Here is a 26,180-nt window from a genome sequence, read left to right on the forward strand (position 1 = left end):
TCTTGCGAACGTGAAGATGAGCATGAACCCGTTTGACGAGATCGCGGTTGAGGAAGCCATTCGCCTGAAGGAAAAGGGCGTTGTGACCGAGATTGTGGCCATATCGGTTGGCCCGCAAAAGGCGCAGGAAACGCTGCGCACGGCGCTGGCGATGGGCGCTGACCGTGCGATTCTGGTGCTGTGTGATGACGAGGTTGAGCCGCTGGCGGTCGCCAAGATCATCAAGGGCATTGCCGATGAAGAGGCCCCCGGCCTGATCATCACCGGCAAGCAGGCGATTGACGATGACAGCAACCAGGTCGGCCAGATGGTCGCCGCGCTGCTGGGCCGTCCGCAAGGCACGTTCGCCAACGAAGTCACGGTTGAAGGCGATTCGGTTGTCGTGAAGCGCGAAATCGACGGCGGTCTGCAGACGGTGAAGCTGGCGCTGCCCGCTGTGGTCACCACTGACTTGCGCCTTAACGAGCCGCGCTATGCCAGTCTGCCCAACATCATGAAGGCCAAGTCCAAGCCCTTGGCCAACAAGACGCCCGCTGATTACGGCGTCGACACCGCCGCGCGCCTCAAGACGCTCAAGGTTGTCGAACCCGCCGTGCGCAGCGCAGGCATCAAGGTGCCCGATGTCGATACGCTGGTCGCCAAGCTCAAGGAAATGGGAGTAGCCTGATGTCCAAGGTTCAAGACGCAACGCTGGCAGCAATCACTGCTGCATCGCAGCTTGGCGAAGTGACCGCGCTGGTCGCGGGTGCAGGCTGTGACGGCGCGGCCCAAGCCGCCGCGCAAATCGCAGGCGTTGCCAAAGTGCTCAAGGCCGATGACGCAGCCTATGCCAATGCACTGGCAGAAAACCTTGCGCCGCTGATCGCGGGCCTGATGGCGGATTACGACGGCTTCGTCGCGCCTGCCACCACCACCGGCAAGAACGTCGCCCCGCGCGTTGCCGCGCTGCTCGATGTGATGCAGGTGTCCGACATCCTCTCGGTCGAAGGCCCCAAGACCTTTACCCGCCCGATCTATGCGGGCAACGCCATCGCCACGGTGGAAAGCACAGACGCCAAGCTGGTGATCACCGTGCGCGGCACCGCCTTTGCCAAGGCTGACGCGACCGGCGGCAGCGCCAGCATCGAAGCGGTCAGCGCAGGCGCCGACAGCGGCCTGTCCACTTTCGTCAGCGCCGAAATTGCCAAGAGCGAACGCCCCGAACTGACCAGCGCCAAGATCATCGTATCGGGTGGCCGCGCGTTGAAGGACGCCGCGACCTTCGAGGCGATCATCACGCCGCTGGCCGACAAGCTTGGCGCAGGCATCGGCGCAAGCCGTGCTGCGGTTGACGCAGGCTATGTGCCCAACGATTATCAGGTCGGCCAGACCGGCAAGATCGTGGCGCCCGAAGTCTACATCGCGGTCGGCATCTCGGGCGCGATCCAGCACCTTGCAGGCATGAAGGACAGCAAGGGCCTTTTTGTTTCAGGCAGCCAAATGCCAAGACGGTTGCATCCCATGCAACTGTAACTCCGTCCTTCGCACTTGCGGGGCAACCCTGAAAACCCCAAAAGGAACTTGCCTTTCAGGCATCCTCTCCCAAACTTTTCAAAGGTCGATCTTCGGGTCGGCCTTTTTTTTATGCAACTGACACGGCATCAGACCACAACCGCACTTGCCTGACCCAGCGCACGATATTCATCGCGCAACAGCCGCTTGAACAGCTTGCCCGTTGGCTCACGCGGCAATTGGCTACGAAAATCAATCTGGCGCGGCAGTTTCATCCGCGAAAGTTGCGGCGCCAGCCATGCAATCAATTCCGTTGCCAGTGCTGGCCCTGCCTCGGCCATGTCGCGCGGTTGCACCACTGCCACCACGCGCTCCCCCATATCCGCATCGGGCGCGCCGATCACCGCCACGTCAGCCACTTTGGGATGCGTGACCAACAGGTTCTCGATCTCTTGCGGATAGATGTTCACCCCCCCCGAAATGATCATGAAGCTCTTGCGGTCGGTCAGGAACAGGAACCCGTCCTCGTCCACCCAGCCCACATCGCCAAGGCTGGTCCAGCCGTGCTTGTTGGTGGCGTCGCGGGTCTTGTCGGGATCGTTGTGATAGGCAAACGGGCTGCCGCCCTCGAAATAGACCTGCCCCTCGGTCCGCGCTGGAACCTCGTCATCCGCCTCATCGCAAATGCGGATCGTGCCGAGCAACGCGCGCCCCACAGACCCCGGACGCTTCAGCCATTCCTCGCTGGAAATATAAGTAAAGCCATTGCCCTCTGTTCCCGCATAGTATTCCCGTATGACCGGTCCCCACCATTCGATCATCGCCTGCTTGATCGGTACGGGGCAGGGCGCGGCGGCATGGATCGCGCATTTCAGGCTGGACATATCGTAACGGTTGCGCACATCTTCGGGCAGTTTCAGCATCCGCACGAAATGCGTTGGGACCCATTGGCTGTCGGTCACCTTGTACCGCTCGATCAGGGCAAGGGCCTGTTCCGGATCAAACTTCTCCATCACCACCACTGTCCCGCCCAATCGCTGCACGGTCATCGACCAGCGCAACGGCGCGGCATGGTATAGTGGCGCGGGCGATAGATAGACCGCATCTCCGCCAATCCCGAACGCCTGTGTAGCCAGGCCGACCAACGAATTGGCCGCGCCGATCGCGGGGTCATCCGGCAGTGGTATCCGCACGCCTTTGGGGCTTCCGGTCGTGCCGGACGAATAGAGCATGTCACATCCGGCCCGCTCATCGGCAACCGGTGTGTCAGGCATTCCCGCCAGTTCCTCCTCAAGCCCGCCGCCAAAGCGCAATTGCGCAATCTCGGGCACAAAGCCGGCCGCTTCATCCAGCAGTGCCGCGGTATGGCCTGATCCCACCACCAGACGGCTACCGCTATCGCGCAGGATATAGGCGATTTCCGGCGCTGTAAGCCGCTCGGATATGGCCACATAGACCAGCCCCGCGCGCTGCGCGCCCCACGCCACGGTGAACAGGTCCGCCGTGTTTTCAAGGCACATCGCAATCGTATCGCCAACTTGCAGCCCGCGCGCGCGCATCAGTTGTGCAAAGCGGTTCGATGCTGCATCCAGTTCGCCATACGTCAACACCCGGCCGCTGCCGCCCATGATGATGGCAGCGCGGGATGGATTGCGGGCGGCATGATACGTCGGGTGTAGCTGCACCGGCCAAATCCTCTCAAAGGGCGACGCAGCGTCTCGAAGGGCCGCGTTCATGGCAGAGTTTAACCGATCGCTTAATCAACGCAACCGCCATTTGTAGTGTCCGTCCTTTGCGCCTAAGGCGGGCGCGACCAACCAAGGAGCTTGTCCGTGATCCCGCGCGAATTGATCGGCACCGCGCAAGTGCCCGGCGGCGAAGAGCTGCGCCTCTATCGCCATGACCGCGATTTCATGATCGTGCTTGATCGCAACGAATTGATGAGCAGCCGCCTTAGCGGCTCGGAAATTGCGCTTGCCGACCAAAGCCTTGCGCGGATCAGCGGCGCGCAACGCCCCGCCGTGCTGATCGGCGGCTACGGCATGGGCTTCACGCTTCGCGCCGCACTCGCCAAATTGCCCAAGGACGCGCATGTCACTGTCGCGGAACTTGTGCCCGAAATCATCGAATGGGCGCGCGGCCCGATGCAAGAACTTGCCGCCGGTTGTCTGGATGATCCCCGCGTGCGGTTGGTGATGACCGACGTGGCCGATGTCATCCGCGCCAATGGTCTTAACGTCGGCGGCACCGGATATGACGCGATCTTGCTGGATGTCGACAACGGCCCCGATGGCCTTGTCCGCGCGGCCAACAACCAGCTTTATTCCACACGAGGCCTACGCGCTGCCCGCTCCGCGCTGCGCCCCGGCGGTGTCCTGGCCATCTGGTCCGCCGCCAAAGACCCCAACTTCACCGTGCGCTTGAAGCACGTAGGGTTTGATGTCGAGGAAATCGAAGTGCGCGCCCGAAGCAACGGCAAAGGCGCAAAGCACGTGATCTGGTTCGCGCGGGATTGATCCAGCCTCCCCTCCCACCTGCGGGAGGGGCTGGGGGTGGGCATACACAGCGTCTGAAACCAAAAGAAAAGGGCACCGTCGCCGGTGCCCTTTTCAGCATCCTCTCCAAGATGCAAGTCTAGGCAATTGTGCCTTATTCAGGGCCGCCGCGGCCATCTGTGGCAGCGTTGCTGGCATAAACTTTGTCGCCATTGGTCTGCATGTAAGGAACGGGGTTAACCGCTTCACCAGCCACGCGGACTTCATAATGCAGGTGGGGACCGGTTGAACGGCCGGTTGAGCCGACATAGCCGATCACGTCGCCCTTGCGGACCTGCTGGCCTTCGGCAACCGCAACGCGTGACATGTGGCCGTAACGGGTTTCCATCGCGCCGCCATGATCAAGCTGCACGAACAAGCCGTATCCGCCGAACCAATCTGCCTTTTCAACGACGCCATCGGCGCTTGCGCGGATCGGGGTGCCGGTGCTGGCCGCAAGGTCGATGCCCTTGTGTGCGCGGCGACCGCCCAGAACGGGGTGATTGCGCATGCCATATCCGCTTGACAGGTATGACACGGTAACCGGAGCCAATGACGGGATCGATACGCCGGCGCGGCGCGCTGTGGTTGTTCTGGCCGATGGCAGGATGCCGTTATCAAGCTGCTGCCAGCTGGCGAAAAGACGGCGGAATTCCTGATCGCCACTGTCAACCGAGACGCCTGCTTTTGCAGCTTCGGCGGCGCGAAGCGGAGCAGCGATATCGGCTGAGGCTGAGCTGTTGGCCAGCGCAGGAGCGGCGGAAGAGAAGAAGGCAACGGCTGCGAAGGCACCGAGAGCAGTCTTGAAGGTTTTGCTGTTGAACAACATTGAGACCCGTACGACCTTTTAATCTGCGTTCCGGTTGATGCCTTGTGGCATTCAATCCGGTGCGCGCTGACCCCCAGTGCGAACCCGTTTGTTGGCGACCGACAGGGAAAGAAGCCTGCCGCCTGGGAAATTTCAGAGTTGGTCGGAACCCCCCGCCATCTCGTGAATTGGGGGTAGTAGATGGTGTTGCGCTTAGGCAACCCCTGCCATGAATTCGCGCGATAGACCGGCTTGATCGCGGGCTGAGTCGTTGAACGGCGGCTTAACGGCCCCGTGAAAATGGCGCGCAACCAGCCTTTTCCAAGCTTTGGGCGGTGATTCGCTGCGTTTTTCACACACTGCGACGAAATGCATTGTGCCAAAGCGCACATGGCGAATTTCATCGTCAAGGATTCGTTGCAGCACGCGCGCGGTACGTTCATCGCCTGCGTTCGCAAACTTGCTGATGGCACCGGGCGTCACATCCAGCCCGCGCGCTTCTAGGACCATCGGTACAATCGCCAGCCGCGCCGCCACATCATAGGCGGTATCGCGCGCGGCGTCCCATAAACCGTCATGCGCAGGCATCGCGCCGTAAAAGCTGCCCAGTGTGCGCAGCCGCCGCGCCAGCAGCGCAAAATGCATCGCCTCGTCCGCCGCAACGCCCAGCCAGTCTTCCACGAACTGATGCCCCATTTCCGCGCCAAATCGCCCGGCGGCATCCAGTGCCAGATCCATCGCCACGAATTCGATGTGCGCCAGCGCGTGGATCAGTGCGAGCCGCCCATGCGCCGATCCGCGCCCGCGCTTTGGCATTGCGCCGGGGTGGAGCAATTGCGGAGCAGCGGGACGGGCAGGGACGTCAGGCATTGGGCAGTCGAAAGCAAACTCCAACTGCCCCGCGCGCCACATCCGGAAGGCCTCGCGCGTTGCCATGACTTTTGCGGCCGGATCGGCAGTAAGCAGCGCTGCACGGACAACATCGCCCACAGAACGGCGACTTTTGGACCGGACCGTGCCACTTTGCCAACTTTCCGGCACCATAACGCCCACTTGCGCCACCTTTTTGCAACTGTTTGAAATTACAGCGCTTTTGCAGCAGCCAAAACGTCGTCCGCGTGGCCCTTTACCTTTACCTTGTTCCAGATTTGCGCAATCTTGCCATCCTTATCAACAAGATAGGTCGTACGTTCCATGCCCATGTAGGTGCGGCCATACATCGACTTCTCGGTCCAGATGCCCAAAGCATCCGACACGCCGCCTTCTTCGGCGTCGCTTGCCAGTGGTGCGGTCAGGCCATGCTTTTCAGCAAATTTCACATGCTTCTTCGGTGGATCCTTGCTCACACCCAAAACTGCCACATCTGCTGCTGCGAAATCTGCATAGAGCGCTGAAAAGTCTTTGTTTTCTGTGGTGCACCCAGGAGTGTCGTCCTTCGGGTAAAAGAACACTACCAATTTTTTGCCCGCGAAACCGGAAGCCTTTACCACACCGCCATCAGGTGCGGTCATCGCGATGTCCGGAAACGCATCGCCAATTCCAAGTCGCTCGCTCATCCCGCAATCTCCAAAGCAATATCAAATAGTTGGTCCCAAGCCGCCGCGACTGTGTGCCGCGCTGCCAGCACCGCATCCAACAGCGAATCCCAGCTTTCCAGCCCGCAAGCCAATGCCACAATGCCGCGACTGGCCTCTGGCGGGAACATGCCATCGGGGGCAACTAGCCGGACAACCACCAGCAGGCGCGTCATCAAATCATGCGCAGCGTGCAGGCCGATCGGTAAAAGTCCAGCCTTTTCAAGCGTCAAGATGGCCTCGCCAAGGTCTGGCGTGCGCGCGGCATGGTCCCGCAGTTGCAGGAAATGGACCATGAATTCGATATCGACCAGCCCCCCGCGCGCCAGCTTTACATCAAGCGGCCCCTTGGGCGGCTTGTGCCCGGCCATGGTGGTTCGCATGTCAAGCACTTCGGCGCGGAGCTTTACAGGATCACGTGGGAGATCAAGCACTTGGCTAATCGTCTGTTGCAGCAGATCACGGTCCGGTGCCGTGCCGAACATCGGGCGGGCACGGCACAGGGCCATATGCTCCCATGTCCACGCCTCTTCGCGCTGATAGCGCTCAAAGCTATCAAAACTCACGGAAATTGGCCCTTGCGCGCCCGATGGCCGCAACCGCGTATCCACTTCGTACAGGGCACCTGCCGCCGTCGGTACTGACAGAGCGGCGATGACCCGCTGTGCCAAGCGATTGTAATATAACGTTGCGCCTAATGGGCGACGGCCATCAGACTCTGCTTCATGATCACCACTGAACAGCAGCACCAGATCAAGGTCGGAAGCATGTGTCAGCGCAGCACCGCCCAAGCGGCCAAGGCCAAGGATGGCGAGATGACTGCCCGGAACATCGCCGTGATTCTGGCGAAATTCGTCAATCGCCGCTTGGCCTAGAACCTGGATCGCCGCCTCGGCCACGCGCGACAACGCGGCTGCAACTTCAAGCGGATCGCGCCCGCCCTCGATCAGTTGCACGCCCAACGCAAAGCGCATTTCGCCCACACGGACGCGCACGGTATCAAGCAGGCGCTGGTAATCATCGCCCGCTTCGCCGCGTGAAAGTTCAGCCGCGATATCGTCAACGCTGCCGGGCAAATCGAAGGCAGAGCGATCAATCAGAGTGTCGAGCAAGTCCGAGCGGCGGGCCAGTTCATCGGCCAGAGTGGGTGCATGAGCCAAGATGCGCATGACCAGCGCGAGCAAGCCAGGGCGGGCTTCGAGCAGGCGGAACACGTTGATTGCGCTGGGAAGTCCGGCAAGCAATTGTTCCCATCGCAGCAAGGCACGCGGCGGATCGGGGGCATCGGCAAGTGCGCGCTGCAATTGCGGGCGGATACGGGCAAACGCCTCGCGCGCTTCGGCAGAGCGCAAGCAGCGGTATTGCCCGCCCTCCCACGCATCAATGCGCGCGGTAAATTCATCCGCCACGGTGACAGCTTCGACCGGGACCGCGCCGGTGGGGGCGTACGTTTCGATCAAGGCATCGAAACGGCGGCCAACCACGTCCGAAATATCAGTCAATTCGCGAACCAATGCAGCGCCATCGGGCAGGCCCTCAAGCTTTGCCACGCTGTCGAGCGCGGCAAGGTCGGTCGGCAACGAGTGCGTTTGCTGGTCGGATACCATCTGTAAGCGGTGTTCAAGGGTGCGCAGGCGGTCATAGCTTTCGCCCATGACTTCAGCATCTTCGCCCGAAATGATCCCGGCGTGGGCCAGTGCATTCAACGACGCCCGTGTGCCGCGCAGACGTAATGCGGGGTTGCGGCCACCGTGGATAAGCTGATGCGTTTGCGCGAAAAATTCGACTTCTCGGATGCCCCCACGCCCGCGCTTCAGGTCATAGCCGGGGCCAATCGCCTGGCCTGCGGAATAGTGATCGCGGATGCGCGTGGTCAGGCGGCCAATCTCGGCAATCGCGCCGAAATCAAGGCTGCGCCGCCACACGAAGGGGCGGATCGTATCAAGGAAGGATTGGCCTGCTGCTATATCGCCCGATGCCGCGCGCGCGCGAATATAAGCTGCGCGTTCCCACGCCAAAGCGCTTGATTCGTAATGGGTTATGGCTGCTTCGAAGGGCAGGGCCAGCGGGCTGACTTCGGATGCGGGACGCAAGCGCAAGTCCACGCGGAAGACATATCCCTCCGCCGTGACGTTCGACATGATTTCCATCAACGCGCGGGCAATGCGCTGCGCGGCCTCGGCAGGATCATCACGCTCTCGTCGGGGCAGAGTTTCAGGATCGTACAGCAGGATCGGGTCAATGTCGGACGAATAATTCAGTTCTTGCGCGCCGTGTTTGCCCAGCGCGATGGCAGAAAAGCCCGCAGGCTGTGCATCCGGCGTACGCCGCTGAATTGCCGCAATGATCGCGCGGTCAAGCGAGCGGTCCGCAAAATCGGACAATTCGGTGATGACGCGGCCCAGTGGAAAGGCGTGCGCAAGATCGCCAATCGCCAGAACCAGCGACAGTGCCAGCCGTTCGCGGCGCAATGCCACGGCGGTGTCTTCAATGCCCTCGCCTGCAGACTTTGCCTGGACAAGCGCTTGTTCCACATCGCCTGCGGACAGCATCGCTTCAAGATCGGGCAAGCGGCCCAGCGCCATGGACAGGAACGGGGCATGGTCACGAGCGCGGGCTAGGGCGTTTGCAAAGTCGGTCATTTCAAACGGGGGAATGCCTGTGATGTGCGGGAGGATCAAGCGTGATGGAATCCGCAATCCTGTTTCCAACCCGAATCCACCAGACTGATCGCGATTGGTACTGCTGGTGGTTCCACCTGACGGCGTATGCCGTTAAGGCAGCCGCCAACACCCAGAACGCCGGATACCCTTACGTATGACTGCAAACTTTCGCATGCCGCCTGAATGGCACCCGCAGGACTGGCTGTGGGTCGGCTTCCCGCACCTTGCCGAAGAATGGTCGGGTGTGATTGGCCGGGCGCAAGAGCAGATTGCCGCTTTTGCCAATGCCGTGGCCGATAGCGGGCAGCACGTGCGGCTGGTGGTGCGCGATGCCGCCAATGAAATGCGCGCCAAAACGCTGGTTTCAGCGGCAGTCACGCTGGAGCGGCGGACCTATGGCGACGTGTGGCTGCGCGATACAGGGCCGTTGGTGGTGCTGGATGAAGCGGGGAACCGTCAGGCGCGCTTGTTCGGCTTCAACGGCTGGGGCGAGAAGTATCTCATGCCCGGTGATCAGGAAATCGGAGCGGATCTGGCGGCCTCTGCAGGGCTTGAGACGGGTGCCAAGGCCGACTGGATTTTGGAAGGCGGCGCGCTGGACGGCGATGGCACGGGCCTTGTGGTGACGACCGGCCAGTGCCTGCTCAATCCCAACCGCAACCCGCATTTGTCCCGCGCCAATCTGGAAGCGCGGCTCTTGCGCGATCTGGGCTATGACCGCGTTCTGTGGCTGGGCGATGGCTTGATCAACGATCATACCGATGGCCATGTCGATAATCTGGCGCGGTTTGTAGCCCCCAACCGGCTGGCCCTGCCGCGCGCCACCGGGCCGGATGATCCGAACGCCGCGATCTATGCCGATGCCAAGGCGCGCGCGCTGGCGGCGGGCGTTGCCGTGGCCGAAGTGCCATCACCGGGGCGGATCGAATGGGGCGATATGATCCAGCCCGCCAGCTATATGAACTTTGTGATCACCAGCAATCTGGTGGTCGTGCCGATATTTGGATCGCCCCATGATGACGATGGCGTGGCGGCAATTGCCGAACTGTTCCCGGACCGCGCGACGATTGGCGTGACGGGCGATGCGGTTTTGGCTGGCGGTGGCGGCTTCCACTGCGCCAGCCAGCAAATGCCGGCGGTTTAAGCCGCGCGATCAGGAGGTTAGCAGCAAACCCAACTGCACCATCTGGTCCTCAAGGACCGCCGCATCGCCGGTAAAGTGATGTGCTGTCCATCCCAGTTGCCGAGCCGTGGCGACGTTTGCGGCGCTGTCATCGATGAACAGCATTGATGCAGGGCTGCGGCTAAAGCGCTGTGCGGCCAGTTCAAAGATGGCTTCGCCGGGTTTCACCAGACGCTCGACACCTGAAACCACGATGTCCTGCATGTGATCGAGGATGGGGAAAGTCGGGCGAAACAAGTCCCAGGCATCAACGCCGAAGTTGGTGATGGCGTATTGGGGCACGCCGCGCCGGGTCAGGCGCTTGATCAGATCGTGAGTCCCGGCGACCGGGCCGGGGATGCTTTCAAGCCATTGCGTGGCGTAAAGCGCTATCAGATCAGCGTATTGGGGAAATTCCGCCTGGCGGGCAGCGACCATGGTTGCGAATGAGACGCCGGCATCGTGCTGCATGTGCCACTGTTCGGACACGACATCTGTCACGAATCGGCGGCGGTCCGATTCGTCAGGGATGGCATCGCGGTAGATTCGCGACAAATCCCACTCGACAAGCACGCGGCCTATGTCCCAGACGACTGCTTCGATCATCTTTGTGTGCCCCACATACGACAGCGCCCCCGCTTTTGGGCGGGGGCAACGTGCTTCCTAAAGAAGCCTGCCGTGTTTCCGGTGCAGCCCCGCCGTCGCGAGACTGCACCGAAACTTGTTCGATTAACCCTGGCGCGCCTTGAAGCGCTTCTGGGTCTTGTTGATCACATAAACGCGGCCACGGCGACGGATCACGCGGTTATCGCGATGACGGTCTTTAAGCGACTTCAGGCTGTTGCGAATCTTCATGTCGAATCCCTTTGCCCGAAGCTGACCGGGCTGAAAACTGAAGCGTGGCCGTTAAAGAGGGCGTGCACCCAAGTCAACCGTTCACGGCACTTAACGGCAAAAGACTCTTATCCGGCCTTGCGAATTTCACCAAGCTTACGCTCCCAAGCCAGCGCATGCATGACGATGGTATCGAGATCGGCATAGGCCGGTTGCCAGGGCAGCGTGGCCTTGATTGCGCGGTTGTCCGATATCAGCGCATCAGGATCGCCAGCGCGGCGGCCCTGCATATTGCGCACGATCTTGCGGTTGGTGACGCGGTCTACCGCATCGAGCACTTCAAGCACCGAGAAGCCGCGCCCATAGCCGCAGTTCATGGTGAGCGAGCGTTCTGGTGCTTCGACAAGTGCCTCAAGCGCAAGGACATGGGCGGCGGCAAGATCGGAGACGTGGATGTAATCGCGCACACCTGTGCCATCGGGCGTTGCGAAATCGGTGCCGAATACGCCAACCGATTCGCGCTTGCCCAGTGCAGCCTCGACCGCCACCTTGATCAGATGCGTGGCGCCTGCCGTCGATTGGCCGGTGCGTGCCTGCGGATCGGCGCCAGCAACGTTGAAATAGCGCAGGACGCAGAAGTTGAGCGGGTGGGCGCGCGATACGTCGGCCAGCATCGCCTCGGTCATCAGTTTGGACATGCCGTAGGGATTGATCGGGTTTTTCGCGCTGTCTTCATGGACCGGCGAAACCTCGGGGATGCCATAAGTCGCCGCAGTGGACGAAAAGATGAAGTGCGGCACCCCGCCTTGAATAGCAGCTTCGATCAATGCGCGGCTTTTGACGGTGTTGTTGTGATAATACTTGAGCGGGTTTTCGACTGATTCGGGCACGACCACAGACCCTGCAAAGTGCATGATGGCCTTGACGCCCTGTTCGGCGATGATTCGCGCGACGAGCGCTGCGTCTTCAATGTCGCCTTCATAGAAGGCCACGCCTTCTGGCACGGCAAAGCGGAAGCCGGTCACAAGGTTGTCGATCACGCAAACCGGCCAGCCTGCGTCCTTCAGAGCAAGCACGGCGTGGCTGCCGATATAGCCTGCGCCGCCGGTGACGAGAACGGGAACCTTGGTCATCAACGTGTTACTCCAATTCGCACAAGGCTATGTGCGGCCTTGTATGTCCGTGCTTGCGGGCGTTCATATCTGCGACAGCGCCAGGTGCCTATGCATACGCGATGGGCCGTGCCTAAGTCGTTAAGGGGTTGATCCGAATGAATGCCAAAATGCTTTTGGGCGGCGCCCTGTTCCTGTCTATGCCAGCGGTCACACAGGCCCAGCCCGTGCCCGGCGGTTGGGGCAGGCCGATGATGGACCAGCGTTTGCGTCAGGATGACGGGCGGCGAGTGGGCCAGCCAGACAAGAGAATCGCTGTCGAAGCGTTCCGTTCCAGTGATTCAGGCGGGCTTCTGGGCAAGGGTGCAATAACCGTGGCTGCGGCGGCGGGTGCTGAAGCCGAATGGAAGCTACCGGTTTATGAAGCAGCGGTTGTCGATCAACTGGCCAAGCTGGGATATGACACAGCGGTGAGCGGCGCAGAAGGCGGGCAAATTGCGCAGATCGGTATTACCCACAACGTGGTGGTGCCCGAAGAAGTGAAGCGCAAGCCGGTTTCGGGCGCGATGGAAGTGGGCGTTTCCAACCGCGGCAATTACACCGCGATGGCGCTGAATGTGGACCTGACCAAGCCGCGCAAGGCGATTGTGGCAACACGGCTGGACGTGCGCATTCGCGATAAGACGTCGGGCCGCGTGCTTTGGGAAGGCCATGCCGAGGCGCAAACGCGTGAGGATGATGAGGGGCTGAACAACGGTGCAGTGGCGGCGCGTCTGGCCTCCGCACTATTCGCGCAGTTTGAAGATGCAACCGTGGTTGCGCCCGTCGGGTAACCGATTGTGCCATTTGCCATTGCGGCAGGTCGGCGCGCCAGCCATCTTTGCCACCGAATTGAGGGATGCCTGCCAATGAAACGCTTTGCTGCCACGTTTGCCCTTGCGGTGCTGATTGCCACGCCGCTGGCCGCAAAGCCTGCGCCTGTTGACGTGACGCGCTTTCACACCGCGCAGACCTTGCCCCGGTTGAAGGGAGCCGCAATTATCGTTGAACTGGCACCGGGAAGTGATCCGGCCAGCCTTGAAGACGGCTTGTGGCGCGAAGCGGTGGTGCGCGAATTGACCGCAGCAGGTTTTGGCAGTGCGACACCCGGCGCGGCAGATGGCATCGCGCAAGTAATGGTCGAGCGCGAGACGATCCGGCGCGAAAACCGGCGGGGACCGGTCAGTGTTGGCGTTGGCGGGCAGACCGGCGGCTGGGGCAGCGGGCTGGGCGTGGGTCTGGGTTTCAATCTGGGCGGCGGACCGAAGGATGTGGTGTTGACGCGTCTATCGGTGCGCATTCGGGACCGGGTGAGCGGTGAGGCGCTGTGGGAAGGCCGTGCCGAAACGCGTGAAAACGCCAAGGCCAAGGAAGCCGCGCCTGCGTTGACGGCTCCGCGTCTGGCGCATGCCTTGTTCACAGGCTTCCCCGGAACCTCGGGTGAGACTATCAGCGTAAAATGACCGACATTTCCATCAATGCCGCATTTGATTCCGGCAATATCGCAGTCCTTTCTGTTGAGGGCGCAACCGCGCGGCTGGCGATCCGCAAGGATAAAGCGTCCGAGTTTTTCCAATGGTTCCACTTCCGTGTCGATGGTGCAGGCGGTCGGGAATTAACGCTCAAGATCACCGGACTTGGCGCATCGGCCTATCCCGGTGGCTGGCCGGCCTATCGCGCGGTGTTTTCAGAAGACCGCGAATATTGGGGCCGTACCGATACCACGTATGACCCGCAGGAAGACGGCGGGACGCTGACCATCCGTCACACCTCCCAGGCGGGCACCTGCTGGTTTGCCTATTTTGCTCCCTATTCGATGGAGCGGCATCATGATCTTGTGGCGCAGACGGCGGCGTGTGAGGGCGTGGAATACCGCAACTTGGGCCTGAGCATCGAAGGTCAACCGATCGATTGTCTGTCGATGGGTGAAGGACCGAAGCAGGTCTGGCTCTATGCGCGTCAGCATCCTGGCGAATCGATGGCGGAATGGTGGATGGAAGGCGCGCTGGATATGCTGACCGACCCTGCCGATCCGCATGCGCGCGCCTTGCGCCAGCGCTGCCGGTTCCATGTGGTGCCCAACGCCAATCCGGACGGATCATGCCGTGGCCATCTGCGCACCAATGCAGCAGGCGTAAACCTCAACCGCGAATGGCGTGAACCCAGCGCCGAACGGTCTCCCGAAGTTCTGGCAATCCGCAATGCGATGGATGCGACCGGCGTCGATTTCGCAATGGACGTGCACGGCGACGAGGCGATTCCCTATGTGTTCATTGCCGGGTTCGAAGGCATCCCGTCGTGGACCGAGGCACAAGGGGCCAGCTATACCCGCTATCGCCAGATCCTTGAGCGGCGGACGCCCGATTTCCAGACCAAGCGGGGTTATCCGACGGCGGGAGCGGGCCGCGCCAATCTGACGATGTCGACCAATCAGGTGGCGGAGCGATTCGGTGCAGTGGCGATGACGCTGGAAATGCCGTTCAAGGACAACGACGATCTGCCTTGCGCCGCCCGAGGGTGGAGCCCGGAACGATCAAAGCTTTTGGCGCGCGAATGCCTTGCTGCCCTTTACGAATGGCTGGAAGACTGACCGCCTTTACGGTTTGTTAAAGGCTGGCGGCGCAATGATGTTGCATGACACGCGCCATCGCCCTGATCCAATCGCCATTGCCAGCGTTCGCGCTGCAAGATTTTGCGCGCAAAGTGGTTGTGCTGGGGTGCGCGGCTGCACTGATCCTCGCGGGCAATTCGCTGCCGTTCTGATCAACGGATGGCCGGTCTTTACCGGCCTTCATTCCGCTTGCTTCACTCTCGTCACCCTAACCCCGTCACCCCGAACTTGATCCGGGGTCCATTTCTGAACATTCACCGTCGTGTGAGTGGATAGATGAACCCTGAAACAAGTTCAGGGTGACGAAAATTGGGCACCGTACGTCGAAAGCGGTGAGCGCCACCGTTATTCTGGCTGTCTAAAGAATTTCCAGCACTTTCTCTTTCGGACGACATAAGCGCACGCCTTTGTCTGTTTCCACCAGCGGGCGTTCAATCAGCTTGGGCTCTGCGGTCATGGCGGCAAGCACGGTTGCATCGTCAGCCTGTGGAAGTCCGCGCGCCTCCGCTTCAGTACCGCGCAAGCGCAGGCCTTGCTGCGGGGTAATCCCGGCATCGCGGTAAAGCTGCGCCAGTTTGCCAGCGGCAGGCGGGTTTTTCAGATACTCGACCACCGTCACATCGACGCCCGCATCTTTCAGAATCGCCAAGGTATTTCGCGATGTGCCGCAGCCGGGGTTGTGCCAGATCGTCGCCTTCATTGCTGCTGCTCCTTATTCCGAACAGGCGTTTAACCTGTTGCGAAGGTGCCGCAAGTCCAACCGTTTGGGACTGCATTGATCCAGATCAAGCTTATTGCGAAAAATTCGCAATTATTCCCTTGCAAATGCGATTGCCTCGCAATAGTTACCTTCTTGCGAATGATAATCAAATCAGGGAATTGCCGTGAACCGTCCGATGTACCGCTTTGCCAGCCTGCTTTTGGCCGGAACCACGCTGGCTCCGGCTGCGGCTTATGCAGACGAGCTGATTCCCGCAGATGCAGGTTTTGCCGATCCGGTGATCGTGGTGACAGGCACGGCTGATGGCTATCGCCCGGTTGATGCCAATGCGGTGAAGACGCCGACTCCGCTGGTGGATGTGCCGCAGACGATCACCGTGCTGACGCGCGAACAACTGGATGATCAGGGCATCACGCAACTGGGCGATGCACTGCGCTATGTTCCGGGCGTGGTGCTGGGGCAGGGCGAAGGCCACCGCGACCAGATCACCCTGCGCGGCCAGAACACCACCGCCGATTTCTATCTCGACGGCTTGCGCGACGACACGCAATACTACCGCTCGCTGTATAATATCGAACGCGTCGAGGTGCTGAAGGGCGCCAATGCACTGCTGTTTGGCCGTGGCGGCGGCGGCGGGGTGATCAACCGCGTGAGCAAGACGCCCGATCTTGATCGCGCAAAGGGCCAGGCGAGCGCCAATGTCGACAGCTTCGGCGCATTTGCGTTGGCCGCCGATTTGAACCAGCCCTTCTCCGAAGCGGTTGGCGGGCGGCTCAACGCGACATACGAAGAATTCGACAATCACCGGCAGGACTTCGAAGGCCGCTTCATCGGCGTGAACCCGACGCTGGCATTTGAACCCGGCGATGCGACGCGGGTGGAACTGGCGTACAATTACGACGATGACCGCCGCATCACCGATCGCGGTGTGCCATCGGTCGGCGGCAGGCCGCTTACCGGTTTTGACGATACGTTCTTTGGCCGCGCTGATCTGAACATCGCCACGGTAAAGGCGCACATCGCGCAGGCCCGTGTCGATCACGATCTGGCCGATAACCTCAGCTTCAATGTGCTGGGCCAGTACAGCCACACCGACAAGCTTTACGGCAATGTCTTCGCCAGCGGACCTGTCAGCGCCGCGAACACGGTTGCGCTCGCGGGTTATGACAGTGGCACTTTGCGAAATAGCTGGGTGGGGCAGGCAAACCTTGTCTGGACCGGCCAGACCGGCGGCATTGGCCATACGGTGTTGGCAGGGGTCGAGGCAGCGGATCAAGACACGCTCTCGACCCGTCGCAGCACCAACAGCGCTACAGTGGTCTTGGCGGAACGCATCGTCATGCCAGCCTTCACCTATGGCGCGCTGACGAACAATGCGCGCACCGATGTTCGTACGCTTTCTGCTTATGTGCAGGATCAGGTTGAACTGGCGTCGTTCTTGCAACTGGTTGCCGGTGTGCGCTTTGACGAATTCCGCATCTCCGGGCGCAATGCCATCAATGGTGTGGCGGCTGAGCGCACTGACAAAAGATGGTCGCCACGGTTTGGCGTGGTGATCAAGCCGCAAGCGTCGATGAGCCTTTACGGCAGTTTCACCCGCAGCTTCCTGCCGCAATCGGGCGACCAGTTTGGTGCACTGGACCCCACGCAAGCAACTCTGGCACCCGAGCAGTTCGAAAACCTTGAAGCGGGCGTGAAGTGGGACATCAATCCCGGCCTTGCTTTCACCGCTGCGGCATACCGGCTGGATCGCGAGAATTCGCGCTTTAACAATCCGGTCACCGGCTTGCCAGAACTCTCCGGCAAGACCCGCACTAAGGGCATCGAACTGCAATTGGCAGGCCGCGTATTGCCTGATTTGCAAGTCAGCGTCGGCTATACTTTGCAAGATGGCGAGGTTCGCTCGCAAACGACCGCTGCGCCTGCTGGCCGGAAACTCTCGCAATTGCCGCGCCACCAGTTCGCCGCGTGGACGCGCTATGACGTGACCAGGCAGATCGGCATCGGCTTGGGCGTCACGCATCAATCGGACAGCTTTGCCACCATCAGCAATGCGGTGACGCTGCCTGCGTTCACTCGCGTTGATGCAGCGGTGTTCTACGATGTTTCAGACCGCTTTTCGGTGCAGTTGAATGTCGAGAACCTGACCGACACCGACTATTTCCCGGCGGCGCATACCGACAACAATATCTCGACCGGCGAACCGCTGAACGCGCGTATTTCGGTAAAGGCCAAGTTTTAGAGCCCCCCGCTGGCGTCCTCCCCCGGTACCCCCACCCTCCTGCCGGGGGAGGGCGTCACACTTTTCAAAGTTTCCCCGCGCCCGGTGCGGTGATCGCAGGCGGCGGGGCGGCGCTGATGGTTTCTTCGCCGCGCAACACGCGGGCGGCGCGCTGGATGGCGCGGATCAGGCGGGGGTAGACGCCGCAGCGGCAGATGTTGGTAATGGCCCTGGCGATATCCTCGTCGGCCGGATTGGCGTTGGCCGTTAGCAGGGCGGCAGCAGCCATGACTATGCCCGGCGTGCAAAAGCCGCACTGGATGGCCTGCTCGGCCACCAGCGCTTGCTGCACGGGATGCGAACGATCAGACGAAAGCCCTTCGATCGTGGTAATGTTGCGGCCTTCAGCCTCGCCCAGCAGCAGCGTGCAACTGGGCATGGCCTGACCATCGACGATGACCATGCACGCGCCGCATTCCCCCGTGCCGCAGCCATATTTGGTGCCGGTAAGGTTTGCGCCATCGCGCAGCGCCCACAGCAGCGGCGTATCGTCCTCAAGACGATACTGGACGGGCTGATTGTTCACGGTGAGGCGGGCCATGGGCGGGGCTTAGCGCGGAGAAGCCCCTGCGATCAATCCCGCCAGCTGCGATCAATCTTGTCGATCCGCCGGGTCCATGCGGCAAAGTCCGCCGCGCCGGGGGCGCCACCTGCATTCACTTGGCCAAGATCGCGCTGGTGCACGGCCACCACGTCATCGGGCACACGCACCACCGGTTGGCCCATGGACAGCGTCGCCATCTGGATTTCACAGGCGCGCTGCAGGCTCCACTGCATCAGGAACATCATCTGGAGAGTGGGCGCGAGTACAACAGGGCCATGATTGCGCAGCATCAGGATGCGCTTGTTGCCCAAGTTGGCCAGCAGGCGCTCACCCTCTTCGGCGCGTACGGTGACGCCTTCAAAATCGTGATAGGCCAATTGCCCCGCAAAATTGCAGGCATAAAAATTGACCGGCATCAGCCCTTCTTCAAGGCTGCATACGGCCATCGTCGCGGTGGTGTGGACATGCGAAATGGCGTGTGCCCAGGGCAAGTGGCGGTGGAAATAGGCGTGCTGGGTGAAGCCTGCCTTGTTTACAGGATACGGGCTGCCATCCAGCGTATTGCCATCAATGTCGATCTTGACGAGGTTGGACGCGGTCACCTCGCTGTACAGCAGGCCGAACGGGTTGATCAGGAACGCGCCCTCTTCATCGGGCACTTTCAATGAAATGTGATTGTAGATCGATTCCGACCAGCCAAGATGATCGTAAATCCGGTAACACGCAGCCAGATCCTGCCGTGCCTGCCATTCGGCATCGCTACATTCGACATTGGGTCGCAATTGGGTGGCCATCGCGCGCTCTCCGGATATATTGATTGCTATGTGCAACTTGTATCGCATGACCGGCAACGTGCAAGCCATCGCGCAGATGTTTGCGCCCGTAGCCAATGCGCAAATGAACCTGCCCGCATTTCACGAAATATACCCCGACCGCGATGCGCCAGTGCTGGTGGCCGATGAAGGCGCACGGCGGATTGAAACGATGCGTTGGGGCTGGCCGCCGTTTGGTGATGTGAAGCGCCCGGTGACGAATATCCGCAACCTTGCCTCGCCCATGTGGCGCGCGGCACTGGCTGATCCGGCTCGGCGATGCCTTGTGCCGGTGACCGAATTTTCCGAATGGTCGCAAGCGGCAGATCCGGCGACGGGCCGCAAACGCAAGCATTGGTTTGGATTGAAGGACCAGCCGCTGTTCGCCTTTGCAGGACTGTGGCGACAGGCGGAGGATGGCGCGCGGTTCGCGTTTCTCACCTGCGCGCCCAATGACATGGTCGGCCGCATTCATCCCAAGGCGATGCCGGTGATTATTGGATCGGCTGAGGATGCGGATCATTGGCTTTCGGCAGACGGTGCGGGCGCGGCGGCGATGCAGCGCGGCTATCCCGATGCGGCGATGATGGAGGTTGCGTATCCGGAGGAACCGCCAGCGCAGGCAAGCTTGTTCTGACGCTATTTGCCCTCGCCCTCCCAACGACGCTGCACACGGCGTTCAATCGCGCGGAACAACGCGTCAAGGTCTTGGCGGTTCACGTCTAGGACTTCGTCCCATTCCTCCAGAACGGCATCCAAGTCGGCTCTTTCGTAAGCGCCTGCCCAGCCGATTTCCGGTGTTGGTGGTGCTTGAACGGGGGTGTGAGGCCATGCGTGGCCGGTGAGATTGTTGTAGAGCCAGCCTGCGCCGATCAGCGCGATGACATTCAGCAGCAGTGGCAGCATCAGGCCAAGCCAGCCGCCGTCAGGAGCATTTGCCGCCAGCGCGCCGACAATGGCGCAGGCGCCGCCGGGCGGGTGCAGGCAGCGCGTATATGTCATCACCGCAATGGCGATGCCGACGGAGAGGCCCGATGCAAGCATGGGCACCGCAACGGTATGGCCGACAATGAGCCCTGCCAATGCTGAAAGCATGCTTCCGCCCAGTACCGACCAAGGCTGCGCCAAAGGACTGGCAGGAACCGCAAAGACCAGCACGGCGGATGCTCCGATCGGGGCAATAATCCACGGCCAATGGTAGGTATCGGGCAATGACAGGCCAAACACAGCCGCCAGAGCGACGCCGATCAGCGCACCTGTGGCACCACGCGCCCAGCCCAGACGCCCGCCAAAGCGCAATTGTCCAATGGCCATCGGGCGGGGGAGTTTGAACATCTGGCAGCTTCCTCTCATCTACCATGCTCTTTCGGTTGCCCAAGCAGGACAGACAAGAAAAAAGGGGCCAGCCCGAAGGCCAGCCCCTTGATTTCGTTCGGCAGAAGCCGCGCGAGATTAACGCTTCGAGAACTGGAAGCTCTTGCGGGCCTTGGCCTTGCCGTACTTCTTACGTTCAACGACGCGCGGATCGCGGGTCAGGAAGCCAGCAGCCTTTACGGCGCTGCGCAGTTCGGGTTCGAACTTCGACAGGGCCTGGGCAATACCGTGCTTTACCGCGCCGGCCTGGCCCGAAAGACCACCACCCTTGACGGTGCAGACGATGTCGTACTGCTCTTCGCGACCGGCAACCTGGAACGGCTGGTTGATCACCAGACGCAGGGTTGGGCGGGCGAAATAGACTTGCTGGTCACGGCCATTGACGGTGACTTTGCCCGAGCCGGGCTTGAGCCATACGCGGGCAACGGCGTCCTTGCGGCGGCCGGTTGCATACGAACGGCCCTGCGCATCAACTTCGCGGTCGCGAATTGGTGCAGGCGGACCCGTGCGGATGACAGGTGCTGCAACTTCGCCGTCTTCAGCAGGTGCCGAAGTGGTGACAGGAGCAGCAGCGGTCAGATCCTTGAGATCAGCCAGGCTGGATACTGTGTTGTCGGTGTCGGCCATGATTATGCACCCACCTTGTTCTTGCGGTTCATCGAAGCGACGTCGAGCGCCACTGGCTGGGTGCCTGCATGCGGGTGTTCAGCCCCTGCATAAAGGTGAAGAGCGCGCATCTGCGCACGGCCCAAAGGACCACGCGGGATCATGCGTTCGACCGCCTTTTCAATCACACGCTCAGGGAAACGGCCGCTGAGGACCTTGTCCGCAGTCACTTCCTTGATGCCGCCGGCATAACCGGTGTGCTTGTAGTAGATCTTGTTCTTCAGCTTGTTGCCGGTCAAACGCACCTTGTCGGCGTTGATCACGACAACGTGATCGCCGCAATCGACGTGAGGTGTGAAGCTTGGCTTGTGCTTGCCGCGCAGACGATTGGCGATGACGACGGCCAGACGGCCAACCACCAGACCTTCGGCATCGATCAGATGCCAGTTCTTTACCACCTCGGCCGGTTTAATCGACCGGGTGACCTTGCTTAGTGCCTTCATGGCGCTTCGGTTCCCTGAATTTCAATCCACCGGACACGGCAGGCGAATACCTGTGCATCACGGCGAGGAAGCGCGCCTCTGTTGCATATGCCCGCCAGAGTCAAGCAAATCAGGGTGTTTTGGGAGAGGTAAAATAATACCTTCCCGAAAATAGTCCGTCAAAAACGCCTCGTCCCCAACACATGCGCGCTCCACACCGTTGCTGCCACCAGCAGCGCGCCGACCAGTTGGTGCAGCACGGCGAGCCATAGTGTTACGCCGCTCCATACGGTGAGGATGCCGAGGAGGACTTGGGTGCCGAAGACCGAGTGGAGGACCACCGAAGCTTTGCGGTTGAGCGGGCGCAAGGCTCTGGCGAGGACGACCAGCACGGCGACCACCACCCATGCCCACCAGCGGTGGATGAAGTGGACGAGGAACGGGTCTGACAGGAGGGCGTGCGATGCCCCGAGCGCCCAATCGACGCCAGCGGGGTACAGGTTGCCCTGCATCAGCGGCCATGCGTCCCAATTGAACCAGCCGCCACCTGCCGATGTGCCCGCACGCATCCCGGCAACGAGCGCGCCGTAGAACAATTGCACAAGCAGCGCGATCAAGGCCAAAGCGCCAAGACCGCCCAGCTTCGCGCGGCGCTCCCCCTTGGCCAACGCGACCAGATCAAGCGCGGTCCAGATCAACCCGCCCAGCGTGAACAGCGCGACGAGCAAGTGCGCGGCGAGGCGGAAGTGGCTGACTTTCACATCATTGACGATGCCGGATTTGACCATCCACCAGCCGACTGCGCCTTGTGCCGCGCCAAGCGCCAGAAGTGCAAGGAGGCGGGGCTTGTAACCTTGCGGAATACGCCCCTTGATCCAGAACCATGCAAGCGGTGCGGCAAAGACGAGGCCGATGGTGCGCGCCAGCAGCCGGTGAACCCATTCCCAGAAGAAGATGAACTTGTAGGCGCTGAGCGTCATACCAGCGGGGCCGTTGATCAACTGGTACTGCGGAGTGGCCTGATAAGCCGCGAATTCTGCCTGCCACTGCGCGTCTGTAATCGGCGGGATGGTGCCGGTAACAGGCTTCCATTCGGTGATCGAAACACCCGATTCGGTAAGCCGCGTAATGCCACCCACTGCGACGATGGTGATGACCATCAAGGCGACGATAAACAGCCAGCGCGCAAGGGCTTGGGCGTTGGATTTCAGCAGAGGCGAAGTGGCATCAGACATGGTGCGGGCACTGCTCCTGCGCCCCAAAAAGCGCAAGAGGCATTGTTTGTCGGGGCTGCATGGCTCTTGGGGCAGGGTGACGGGAGATGATCGCACCCCTTGCGTGATGATACACTATAACATATATGAGTAGCAGATGAGTGACGCCATACTTGCCTTGCGCACCCGGCTGGACCGGATCGGGGTGCTCCTTTCGGGGCTGTGCCTGATTCATTGTGTGGCGGGGCTGTTCCTTGTGGGAATGCTGGGCGTGGGCGGTGGTGTTCTGCTCAATCCTGATATTCACCGCTGGGGTTTGGTGTTTGCGCTGGTGATTGGCGCTGCGACCATCGGCATTGGCGCGCTGCGGCATGGGCGGTTTCTGCCATTGGCGATTGGCAGCATCGGGCTGAGTTTGATGGCGGGTGCCGTGGCGGTGGGCCATGGCAGTGAAGAAGTGGCGTTGACCGTGAGCGGCGTGCTGCTGGTGGCGACAGCGCACATCCTCAACATGCGGCACGCACACTAAGCGCTACTTGCACCACGCCATCCCCGCGCTAAAGCGGCGGCATGAGCGATACCCTATCCCTTACCGTGAATGGCGAACCGCGCCGCGCCGCGCCCGGATCAATTGCCGATCTGGTGCGTAGCCTTGAATTGAACCCAGCCAAAGTGGCGGTGGAGCGCAATGGCGAGATCGTGCCGCGATCAACGCTGGCAAACGTCCAGATCGCCGATGGTGATGTGCTGGAAATCGTGCATTTTGTGGGTGGAGGACAGACCGACGTGACGAATACTACGGATACTTGGCCAAAAGACACTTGGACCGTTGCGGGCCGGACTTTCACTTCGCGCCTGATCGTGGGCACCGGCAAGTACAAGGACTTTGAACAGAACGCAGCCGCTGTAGCGGCTTCGGGCGCGGAAATCGTGACCGTGGCGGTGCGGCGGGTGAACGTGTCCGATCCCAAAGCGCCAATGCTGACCGATTTCATCGACCCCCAAAAGATCACGTACCTGCCCAACACCGCCGGATGCTTTACTGCCGAAGACGCGATCCGCACATTGCGATTGGCGCGCGAGGCTGGCGGCTGGGATCTGGTGAAGCTGGAAGTGCTGGGCGAAGCGCGCACGCTCTATCCCAACATGATCGAAACCATCCGAGCAACCGAAGTGCTGGCCAAGGAAGGCTTCTTGCCGATGGTGTACTGCACCGATGATCCGATTGCGGCCAAGCAACTGGAAGATGCAGGCGCGGTGGCCGTGATGCCATTGGGCGCGCCGATTGGATCGGGCCTTGGCATCCAGAACCGCGTCACCATCCGCCTGATCGTGGAAGGTGCCAAAGTGCCGGTGTTGGTTGATGCGGGCGTTGGCACCGCGTCTGATGCCGCCGTGGCGATGGAACTGGGCTGCGATGGGGTGTTGATGAACACCGCGATTGCCGAAGCCAAAGACCCGCTGCGCATGGCGCGCGCGATGAAGCTGGCGGTTGAGGCTGGGCGTGATGCGTACTTGTCGGGCCGGATGGGCACACGCAAATATGCTGATCCGAGCAGTCCGTTGGCGGGTTTGATTTAAGGCCCGACAAGCCCACCCCCCCGACCGTTCTCTCAGGCGGGAGGGGGGAAGTCTTAGCGGTGGCTGCCGAGCATGTTGGCGTGGGTAATCGCCACGGCCAAGGCATCTGACGCATCTTCGCCGGCAAGCTTCACGCCCGGCAGCAGGATTTTCAGCATGTGCTGGATCTGCTGCTTTTCCGCGCCGCCGGTGCCGACCAGCGCCTTTTTGATCACTTTGGTCGAGTATTCCTCAACCGGGATGCCCGAGCGCGCGATGGACAGCATGGCAACGCCGCGCGCTTGCCCCAGTTTGAGCGTGGATTGCGGGTTCACGTTCATGAACACTTCTTCCACCGCGCCTGCATCCGGCCCGTAAAGCGCGATGACCTCGGCAAGTGCGGCATCGAGTTCGACAAGGCGCTCGGCCATGCTGGTCTTGGCATTGGTGCGGATCTGGCCATTGGCGACGTGGCGCAAGTTGCTGCCGGATTTTGAGATCACGCCCCAACCGGTGACGGTAAGGCCGGGGTCGATGCCGAGGATGATCATATCAGAGCCGCAAGCCCAAACGCGGGCCGAAATGCATCATGGCCAAGTATAGAACAACCGTAAGCGCGCAGCCGGCGGCCAATGCCATCCAGAATGGCAAGCCCATACGCAGCATTTGCGGGATTGCCAGAAACATCGGGAGGGACGGGAGGACATACCAGAAGGTTGCCTCTGCATGGACCGCCATGTTTTCAGCATCTGGCCGCTGCTGCCAAAGCAGGATCATGCCGAGAACCGACACAAGCGGCAAAGAGGCCACCAAAGCGCCAACTGCCGGGAGCTTTCGTCCGATCTCGGCGATCAGAGCAATCAGCACGCCTGACAGTAGCGCTTTTGCGACCAGGGCGAACATGTCAGCCCAGCTTCTCCATCACGTCATCGGGGATTTCGTAATTGCCCCAGACGGTCTGGACGTCGTCATCGTCATCCAGCACGTCGATGAGCTTTAGCAGGGTTGCAGCGTCATCAGCCGAAACTTCGGTTTTGATGCTCGGCTTCCATGCCAGTTTCACGCCTTCGGCCTCACCCAAGGTCTTTTCCAGCTCGCGCGCAACCTCGTGAAGATTTTCGATCGCGACCCAGATCTGGTGGCTGCCGGGATTTTCATCACCATCGCCCATATCTGATTCGACATCGTCGGCGCCCGCTTCAATCGCGGCTTCGAGTACCTTTTCCTCGTCACCCACCGAGCCGGGGTACTCGATCAGGCCAAGCCGTTCGAAGCCGTGGCTGACGGCACCGCTGGCACCAAGGTTGCCGCCGTTCTTCGAGAACGCGGTGCGCACGTTGGTGGCTGTACGGTTGCGGTTGTCGGTCAACGCTTCGACGATCACGGAAACGCCGCCCGGGCCATAGCCTTCGTAGCGCACCTCTTCGTAATTATCGCCTTCGCCCTTGGTTGCCTTGTCAATGGCGCGGGCGATGTTGTCCTTGGGCATCGACTGCGCTTTGGCCGCGTTGACGGCGGCGCGCAGGCGCGGATTCATGTCGGGATCGGGCATGCCCATCTTGGCCGCGACGGTGATTTCGCGGCTGAGTTTGGAGAACTGCGCCGAACGCTTTTTGTCCTGCGCACCCTTGCGGTGCATGATGTTTTTAAACTTGGAATGGCCTGCCATGGTCCGTGCTTCTTGCTGGTCTTGCGGGAATGTGGGTTGCCCCTAGCCGACGACGCGCTTGCGGGCAATGTTTGCCCGATGGGTTTGCC

At 61.0% G+C, this 26,180-nt stretch carries 31 protein-coding genes; 13 read left to right on the forward strand and 18 right to left on the reverse strand.

The genetic code is table 11. The features are described from left to right. Positions 1-667 (forward strand): electron transfer flavoprotein subunit beta/FixA family protein (locus B7Y89_RS09705; protein WP_292938019.1); only part of this gene is annotated, 667 nt, incomplete at its 5' end. Further along, positions 667-1,512: an electron transfer flavoprotein subunit alpha/FixB family protein gene (locus B7Y89_RS09710; RefSeq protein WP_292938021.1), complete on the forward strand. Its 846-nt coding sequence runs from the start codon at positions 667-669 to the stop codon at positions 1,510-1,512. The genes B7Y89_RS09705 and B7Y89_RS09710, both read left to right, overlap by 1 nt. Positions 1,513-1,640: 128 nt before the next feature. On the opposite strand, the gene B7Y89_RS09715 is transcribed toward B7Y89_RS09710, so the two are convergent. Next, a complete protein-coding gene (locus B7Y89_RS09715) occupies positions 1,641-3,176 on the reverse strand; it encodes an acyl-CoA synthetase (RefSeq protein ID WP_292938023.1) in 1,536 nt (511 codons plus the stop codon). A 147-nt stretch (positions 3,177-3,323) separates the two neighbouring features. On the opposite strand from B7Y89_RS09715, the gene B7Y89_RS09720 reads away from it, so the two are divergent. Continuing rightward, on the forward strand, positions 3,324-4,007 hold the full coding sequence (locus B7Y89_RS09720; RefSeq protein WP_292938025.1) for a spermidine synthase: 684 nt from the start codon (positions 3,324-3,326) through the stop codon (positions 4,005-4,007). Positions 4,008-4,140: 133 nt separating this feature from the next. Here the strand turns inward: B7Y89_RS09720 and B7Y89_RS09725 are convergent, their stop codons facing one another. The 4 genes from B7Y89_RS09725 to B7Y89_RS09740 all read right to left on the reverse strand — a co-directional run bounded on the left by B7Y89_RS09725 (position 4,141) and on the right by B7Y89_RS09740 (position 9,049). After that, entirely contained in the window at positions 4,141-4,854 is a 714-nt protein-coding gene (locus B7Y89_RS09725; protein ID WP_292938027.1) for a M23 family metallopeptidase, read from the reverse strand. A gap of 192 nt (positions 4,855-5,046) precedes the next feature. Then, positions 5,047-5,877, reverse strand: coding sequence for a ferritin-like domain-containing protein (locus B7Y89_RS09730; protein ID WP_292938211.1), 831 nt, complete (start codon positions 5,875-5,877; stop codon positions 5,047-5,049). Between the two features lie 38 nt (positions 5,878-5,915). Beyond that, entirely contained in the window at positions 5,916-6,389 is a 474-nt protein-coding gene (locus B7Y89_RS09735; RefSeq protein ID WP_292938029.1) for a peroxiredoxin, read from the reverse strand. Continuing rightward, entirely contained in the window at positions 6,386-9,049 is a 2,664-nt protein-coding gene (locus tag B7Y89_RS09740; protein ID WP_292938030.1) for a glutamine-synthetase adenylyltransferase, read from the reverse strand. The genes B7Y89_RS09735 and B7Y89_RS09740 overlap by 4 nt, the downstream gene beginning before the upstream one ends. 44 nt (positions 9,050-9,093) lie before the next feature. Between B7Y89_RS09740 and B7Y89_RS09745 the strand changes: the two genes are divergently transcribed. Together B7Y89_RS09745 and B7Y89_RS09750 are read left to right on the forward strand one after the other, a co-directional pair. Then, positions 9,094-9,228, forward strand: a complete 135-nt coding sequence (locus B7Y89_RS09745; RefSeq protein ID WP_292938032.1) for a hypothetical protein — start codon at positions 9,094-9,096, stop codon at positions 9,226-9,228. Further along, on the forward strand, positions 9,225-10,214 hold the full coding sequence (locus B7Y89_RS09750) for an agmatine deiminase family protein (RefSeq protein WP_292938033.1): 990 nt from the start codon (positions 9,225-9,227) through the stop codon (positions 10,212-10,214). Before B7Y89_RS09745 ends, B7Y89_RS09750 begins: the two co-directional genes overlap by 4 nt. A gap of 9 nt (positions 10,215-10,223) precedes the next feature. Here B7Y89_RS09750 and B7Y89_RS09755 read toward each other — a convergent pair whose 3' ends face one another. The 3 genes from B7Y89_RS09755 to galE all read right to left on the reverse strand — a co-directional run bounded on the left by B7Y89_RS09755 (position 10,224) and on the right by galE (position 12,199). Beyond that, positions 10,224-10,838 (reverse strand): HAD-IA family hydrolase, encoded by a 615-nt coding sequence (locus B7Y89_RS09755; protein WP_292938035.1) that lies wholly within the window; start codon positions 10,836-10,838, stop codon positions 10,224-10,226. A 123-nt stretch (positions 10,839-10,961) separates the two neighbouring features. Then, positions 10,962-11,087 carry a type B 50S ribosomal protein L36 gene (gene ykgO / locus B7Y89_RS09760; RefSeq protein WP_011446910.1) on the reverse strand — a complete coding sequence of 42 codons (126 nt, stop codon included), beginning with the start codon at positions 11,085-11,087 and terminating at the stop codon, positions 10,962-10,964. Positions 11,088-11,194: 107 nt separating this feature from the next. Then, on the reverse strand, positions 11,195-12,199 hold the full coding sequence (gene galE / locus B7Y89_RS09765) for a UDP-glucose 4-epimerase GalE (RefSeq protein ID WP_292938037.1): 1,005 nt from the start codon (positions 12,197-12,199) through the stop codon (positions 11,195-11,197). A gap of 137 nt (positions 12,200-12,336) precedes the next feature. Between galE and B7Y89_RS09770 the strand changes: the two genes are divergently transcribed. The 4 genes from B7Y89_RS09770 to B7Y89_RS09785 all read left to right on the forward strand — a co-directional run bounded on the left by B7Y89_RS09770 (position 12,337) and on the right by B7Y89_RS09785 (position 14,980). Beyond that, positions 12,337-13,011, forward strand: coding sequence for a DUF4136 domain-containing protein (locus B7Y89_RS09770; RefSeq protein WP_292938039.1), 675 nt, complete (start codon positions 12,337-12,339; stop codon positions 13,009-13,011). A 75-nt stretch (positions 13,012-13,086) separates the two neighbouring features. Beyond that, complete coding sequence (locus B7Y89_RS09775) at positions 13,087-13,680, forward strand: DUF4136 domain-containing protein (protein WP_292938041.1); 594 nt, start codon at positions 13,087-13,089, stop codon at positions 13,678-13,680. Continuing rightward, positions 13,677-14,807, forward strand: coding sequence for a M14-type cytosolic carboxypeptidase (locus tag B7Y89_RS09780; protein ID WP_292938043.1), 1,131 nt, complete (start codon positions 13,677-13,679; stop codon positions 14,805-14,807). Before B7Y89_RS09775 ends, B7Y89_RS09780 begins: the two co-directional genes overlap by 4 nt. 44 nt (positions 14,808-14,851) lie before the next feature. Next, entirely contained in the window at positions 14,852-14,980 is a 129-nt protein-coding gene (locus tag B7Y89_RS09785; RefSeq protein WP_292938045.1) for a hypothetical protein, read from the forward strand. A gap of 206 nt (positions 14,981-15,186) precedes the next feature. On the opposite strand, the gene arsC is transcribed toward B7Y89_RS09785, so the two are convergent. Beyond that, positions 15,187-15,528: an arsenate reductase (glutaredoxin) gene (arsC, locus tag B7Y89_RS09790; protein ID WP_292938047.1), complete on the reverse strand. Its 342-nt coding sequence runs from the start codon at positions 15,526-15,528 to the stop codon at positions 15,187-15,189. Between the two features lie 184 nt (positions 15,529-15,712). Here arsC and B7Y89_RS09795 point away from each other — a divergent pair, with 184 nt between their 5' ends. Then, entirely contained in the window at positions 15,713-17,791 is a 2,079-nt protein-coding gene (locus tag B7Y89_RS09795; protein ID WP_292938049.1) for a TonB-dependent siderophore receptor, read from the forward strand. A gap of 64 nt (positions 17,792-17,855) precedes the next feature. Here B7Y89_RS09795 and B7Y89_RS09800 read toward each other — a convergent pair whose 3' ends face one another. Together B7Y89_RS09800 and B7Y89_RS09805 are read right to left on the reverse strand one after the other, a co-directional pair. Continuing rightward, positions 17,856-18,371 (reverse strand): (2Fe-2S)-binding protein, encoded by a 516-nt coding sequence (locus B7Y89_RS09800; RefSeq protein WP_292938050.1) that lies wholly within the window; start codon positions 18,369-18,371, stop codon positions 17,856-17,858. A 32-nt stretch (positions 18,372-18,403) separates the two neighbouring features. Continuing rightward, on the reverse strand, positions 18,404-19,168 hold the full coding sequence (locus B7Y89_RS09805) for a class II aldolase/adducin family protein (RefSeq protein WP_292938052.1): 765 nt from the start codon (positions 19,166-19,168) through the stop codon (positions 18,404-18,406). 28 nt (positions 19,169-19,196) lie between these two features. Here B7Y89_RS09805 and B7Y89_RS09810 point away from each other — a divergent pair, with 28 nt between their 5' ends. Beyond that, a complete protein-coding gene (locus tag B7Y89_RS09810) occupies positions 19,197-19,823 on the forward strand; it encodes an SOS response-associated peptidase family protein (RefSeq protein ID WP_292938053.1) in 627 nt (208 codons plus the stop codon). 2 nt (positions 19,824-19,825) lie between these two features. Here B7Y89_RS09810 and B7Y89_RS09815 read toward each other — a convergent pair whose 3' ends face one another. The 4 genes from B7Y89_RS09815 to B7Y89_RS09830 all read right to left on the reverse strand — a co-directional run bounded on the left by B7Y89_RS09815 (position 19,826) and on the right by B7Y89_RS09830 (position 22,883). Continuing rightward, complete coding sequence (locus tag B7Y89_RS09815; protein WP_292938055.1) at positions 19,826-20,521, reverse strand: HPP family protein; 696 nt, start codon at positions 20,519-20,521, stop codon at positions 19,826-19,828. 117 nt (positions 20,522-20,638) lie between these two features. After that, positions 20,639-21,187, reverse strand: a complete 549-nt coding sequence (gene rpsI / locus B7Y89_RS09820; protein WP_292938057.1) for a 30S ribosomal protein S9 — start codon at positions 21,185-21,187, stop codon at positions 20,639-20,641. 2 nt (positions 21,188-21,189) lie between these two features. After that, positions 21,190-21,669: a 50S ribosomal protein L13 gene (gene rplM, locus B7Y89_RS09825; RefSeq protein WP_054105999.1), complete on the reverse strand. Its 480-nt coding sequence runs from the start codon at positions 21,667-21,669 to the stop codon at positions 21,190-21,192. A gap of 158 nt (positions 21,670-21,827) precedes the next feature. After that, positions 21,828-22,883, reverse strand: a complete 1,056-nt coding sequence (locus tag B7Y89_RS09830; protein ID WP_292938060.1) for a COX15/CtaA family protein — start codon at positions 22,881-22,883, stop codon at positions 21,828-21,830. 136 nt (positions 22,884-23,019) lie between these two features. On the opposite strand from B7Y89_RS09830, the gene B7Y89_RS09835 reads away from it, so the two are divergent. Both B7Y89_RS09835 and thiS read left to right on the forward strand, forming a co-directional pair. Next, on the forward strand, positions 23,020-23,391 hold the full coding sequence (locus B7Y89_RS09835; protein WP_292938062.1) for a MerC domain-containing protein: 372 nt from the start codon (positions 23,020-23,022) through the stop codon (positions 23,389-23,391). Between the two features lie 41 nt (positions 23,392-23,432). After that, positions 23,433-24,443 carry a sulfur carrier protein ThiS gene (thiS, locus tag B7Y89_RS09840; protein ID WP_292938064.1) on the forward strand — a complete coding sequence of 337 codons (1,011 nt, stop codon included), beginning with the start codon at positions 23,433-23,435 and terminating at the stop codon, positions 24,441-24,443. 53 nt (positions 24,444-24,496) lie between these two features. Here the strand turns inward: thiS and ruvC are convergent, their stop codons facing one another. The 3 genes from ruvC to B7Y89_RS09855 are packed head-to-tail and all read right to left on the reverse strand — an operon-like array spanning position 24,497 to position 26,091. Beyond that, complete coding sequence (gene ruvC, locus B7Y89_RS09845) at positions 24,497-24,973, reverse strand: crossover junction endodeoxyribonuclease RuvC (RefSeq protein WP_292938066.1); 477 nt, start codon at positions 24,971-24,973, stop codon at positions 24,497-24,499. A 1-nt stretch (position 24,974) separates the two neighbouring features. Continuing rightward, complete coding sequence (locus tag B7Y89_RS09850) at positions 24,975-25,325, reverse strand: DUF3147 family protein (RefSeq protein ID WP_292938068.1); 351 nt, start codon at positions 25,323-25,325, stop codon at positions 24,975-24,977. Between the two features lies 1 nt (position 25,326). Beyond that, positions 25,327-26,091 carry a YebC/PmpR family DNA-binding transcriptional regulator gene (locus B7Y89_RS09855; protein WP_292938070.1) on the reverse strand — a complete coding sequence of 255 codons (765 nt, stop codon included), beginning with the start codon at positions 26,089-26,091 and terminating at the stop codon, positions 25,327-25,329. Positions 26,092-26,180: the final 89 nt, after the last annotated feature.

Source organism: Novosphingobium sp. 32-60-15, assembly GCF_002280675.1.
Lineage (GTDB): Bacteria > Pseudomonadota > Alphaproteobacteria > Sphingomonadales > Sphingomonadaceae > Novosphingobium.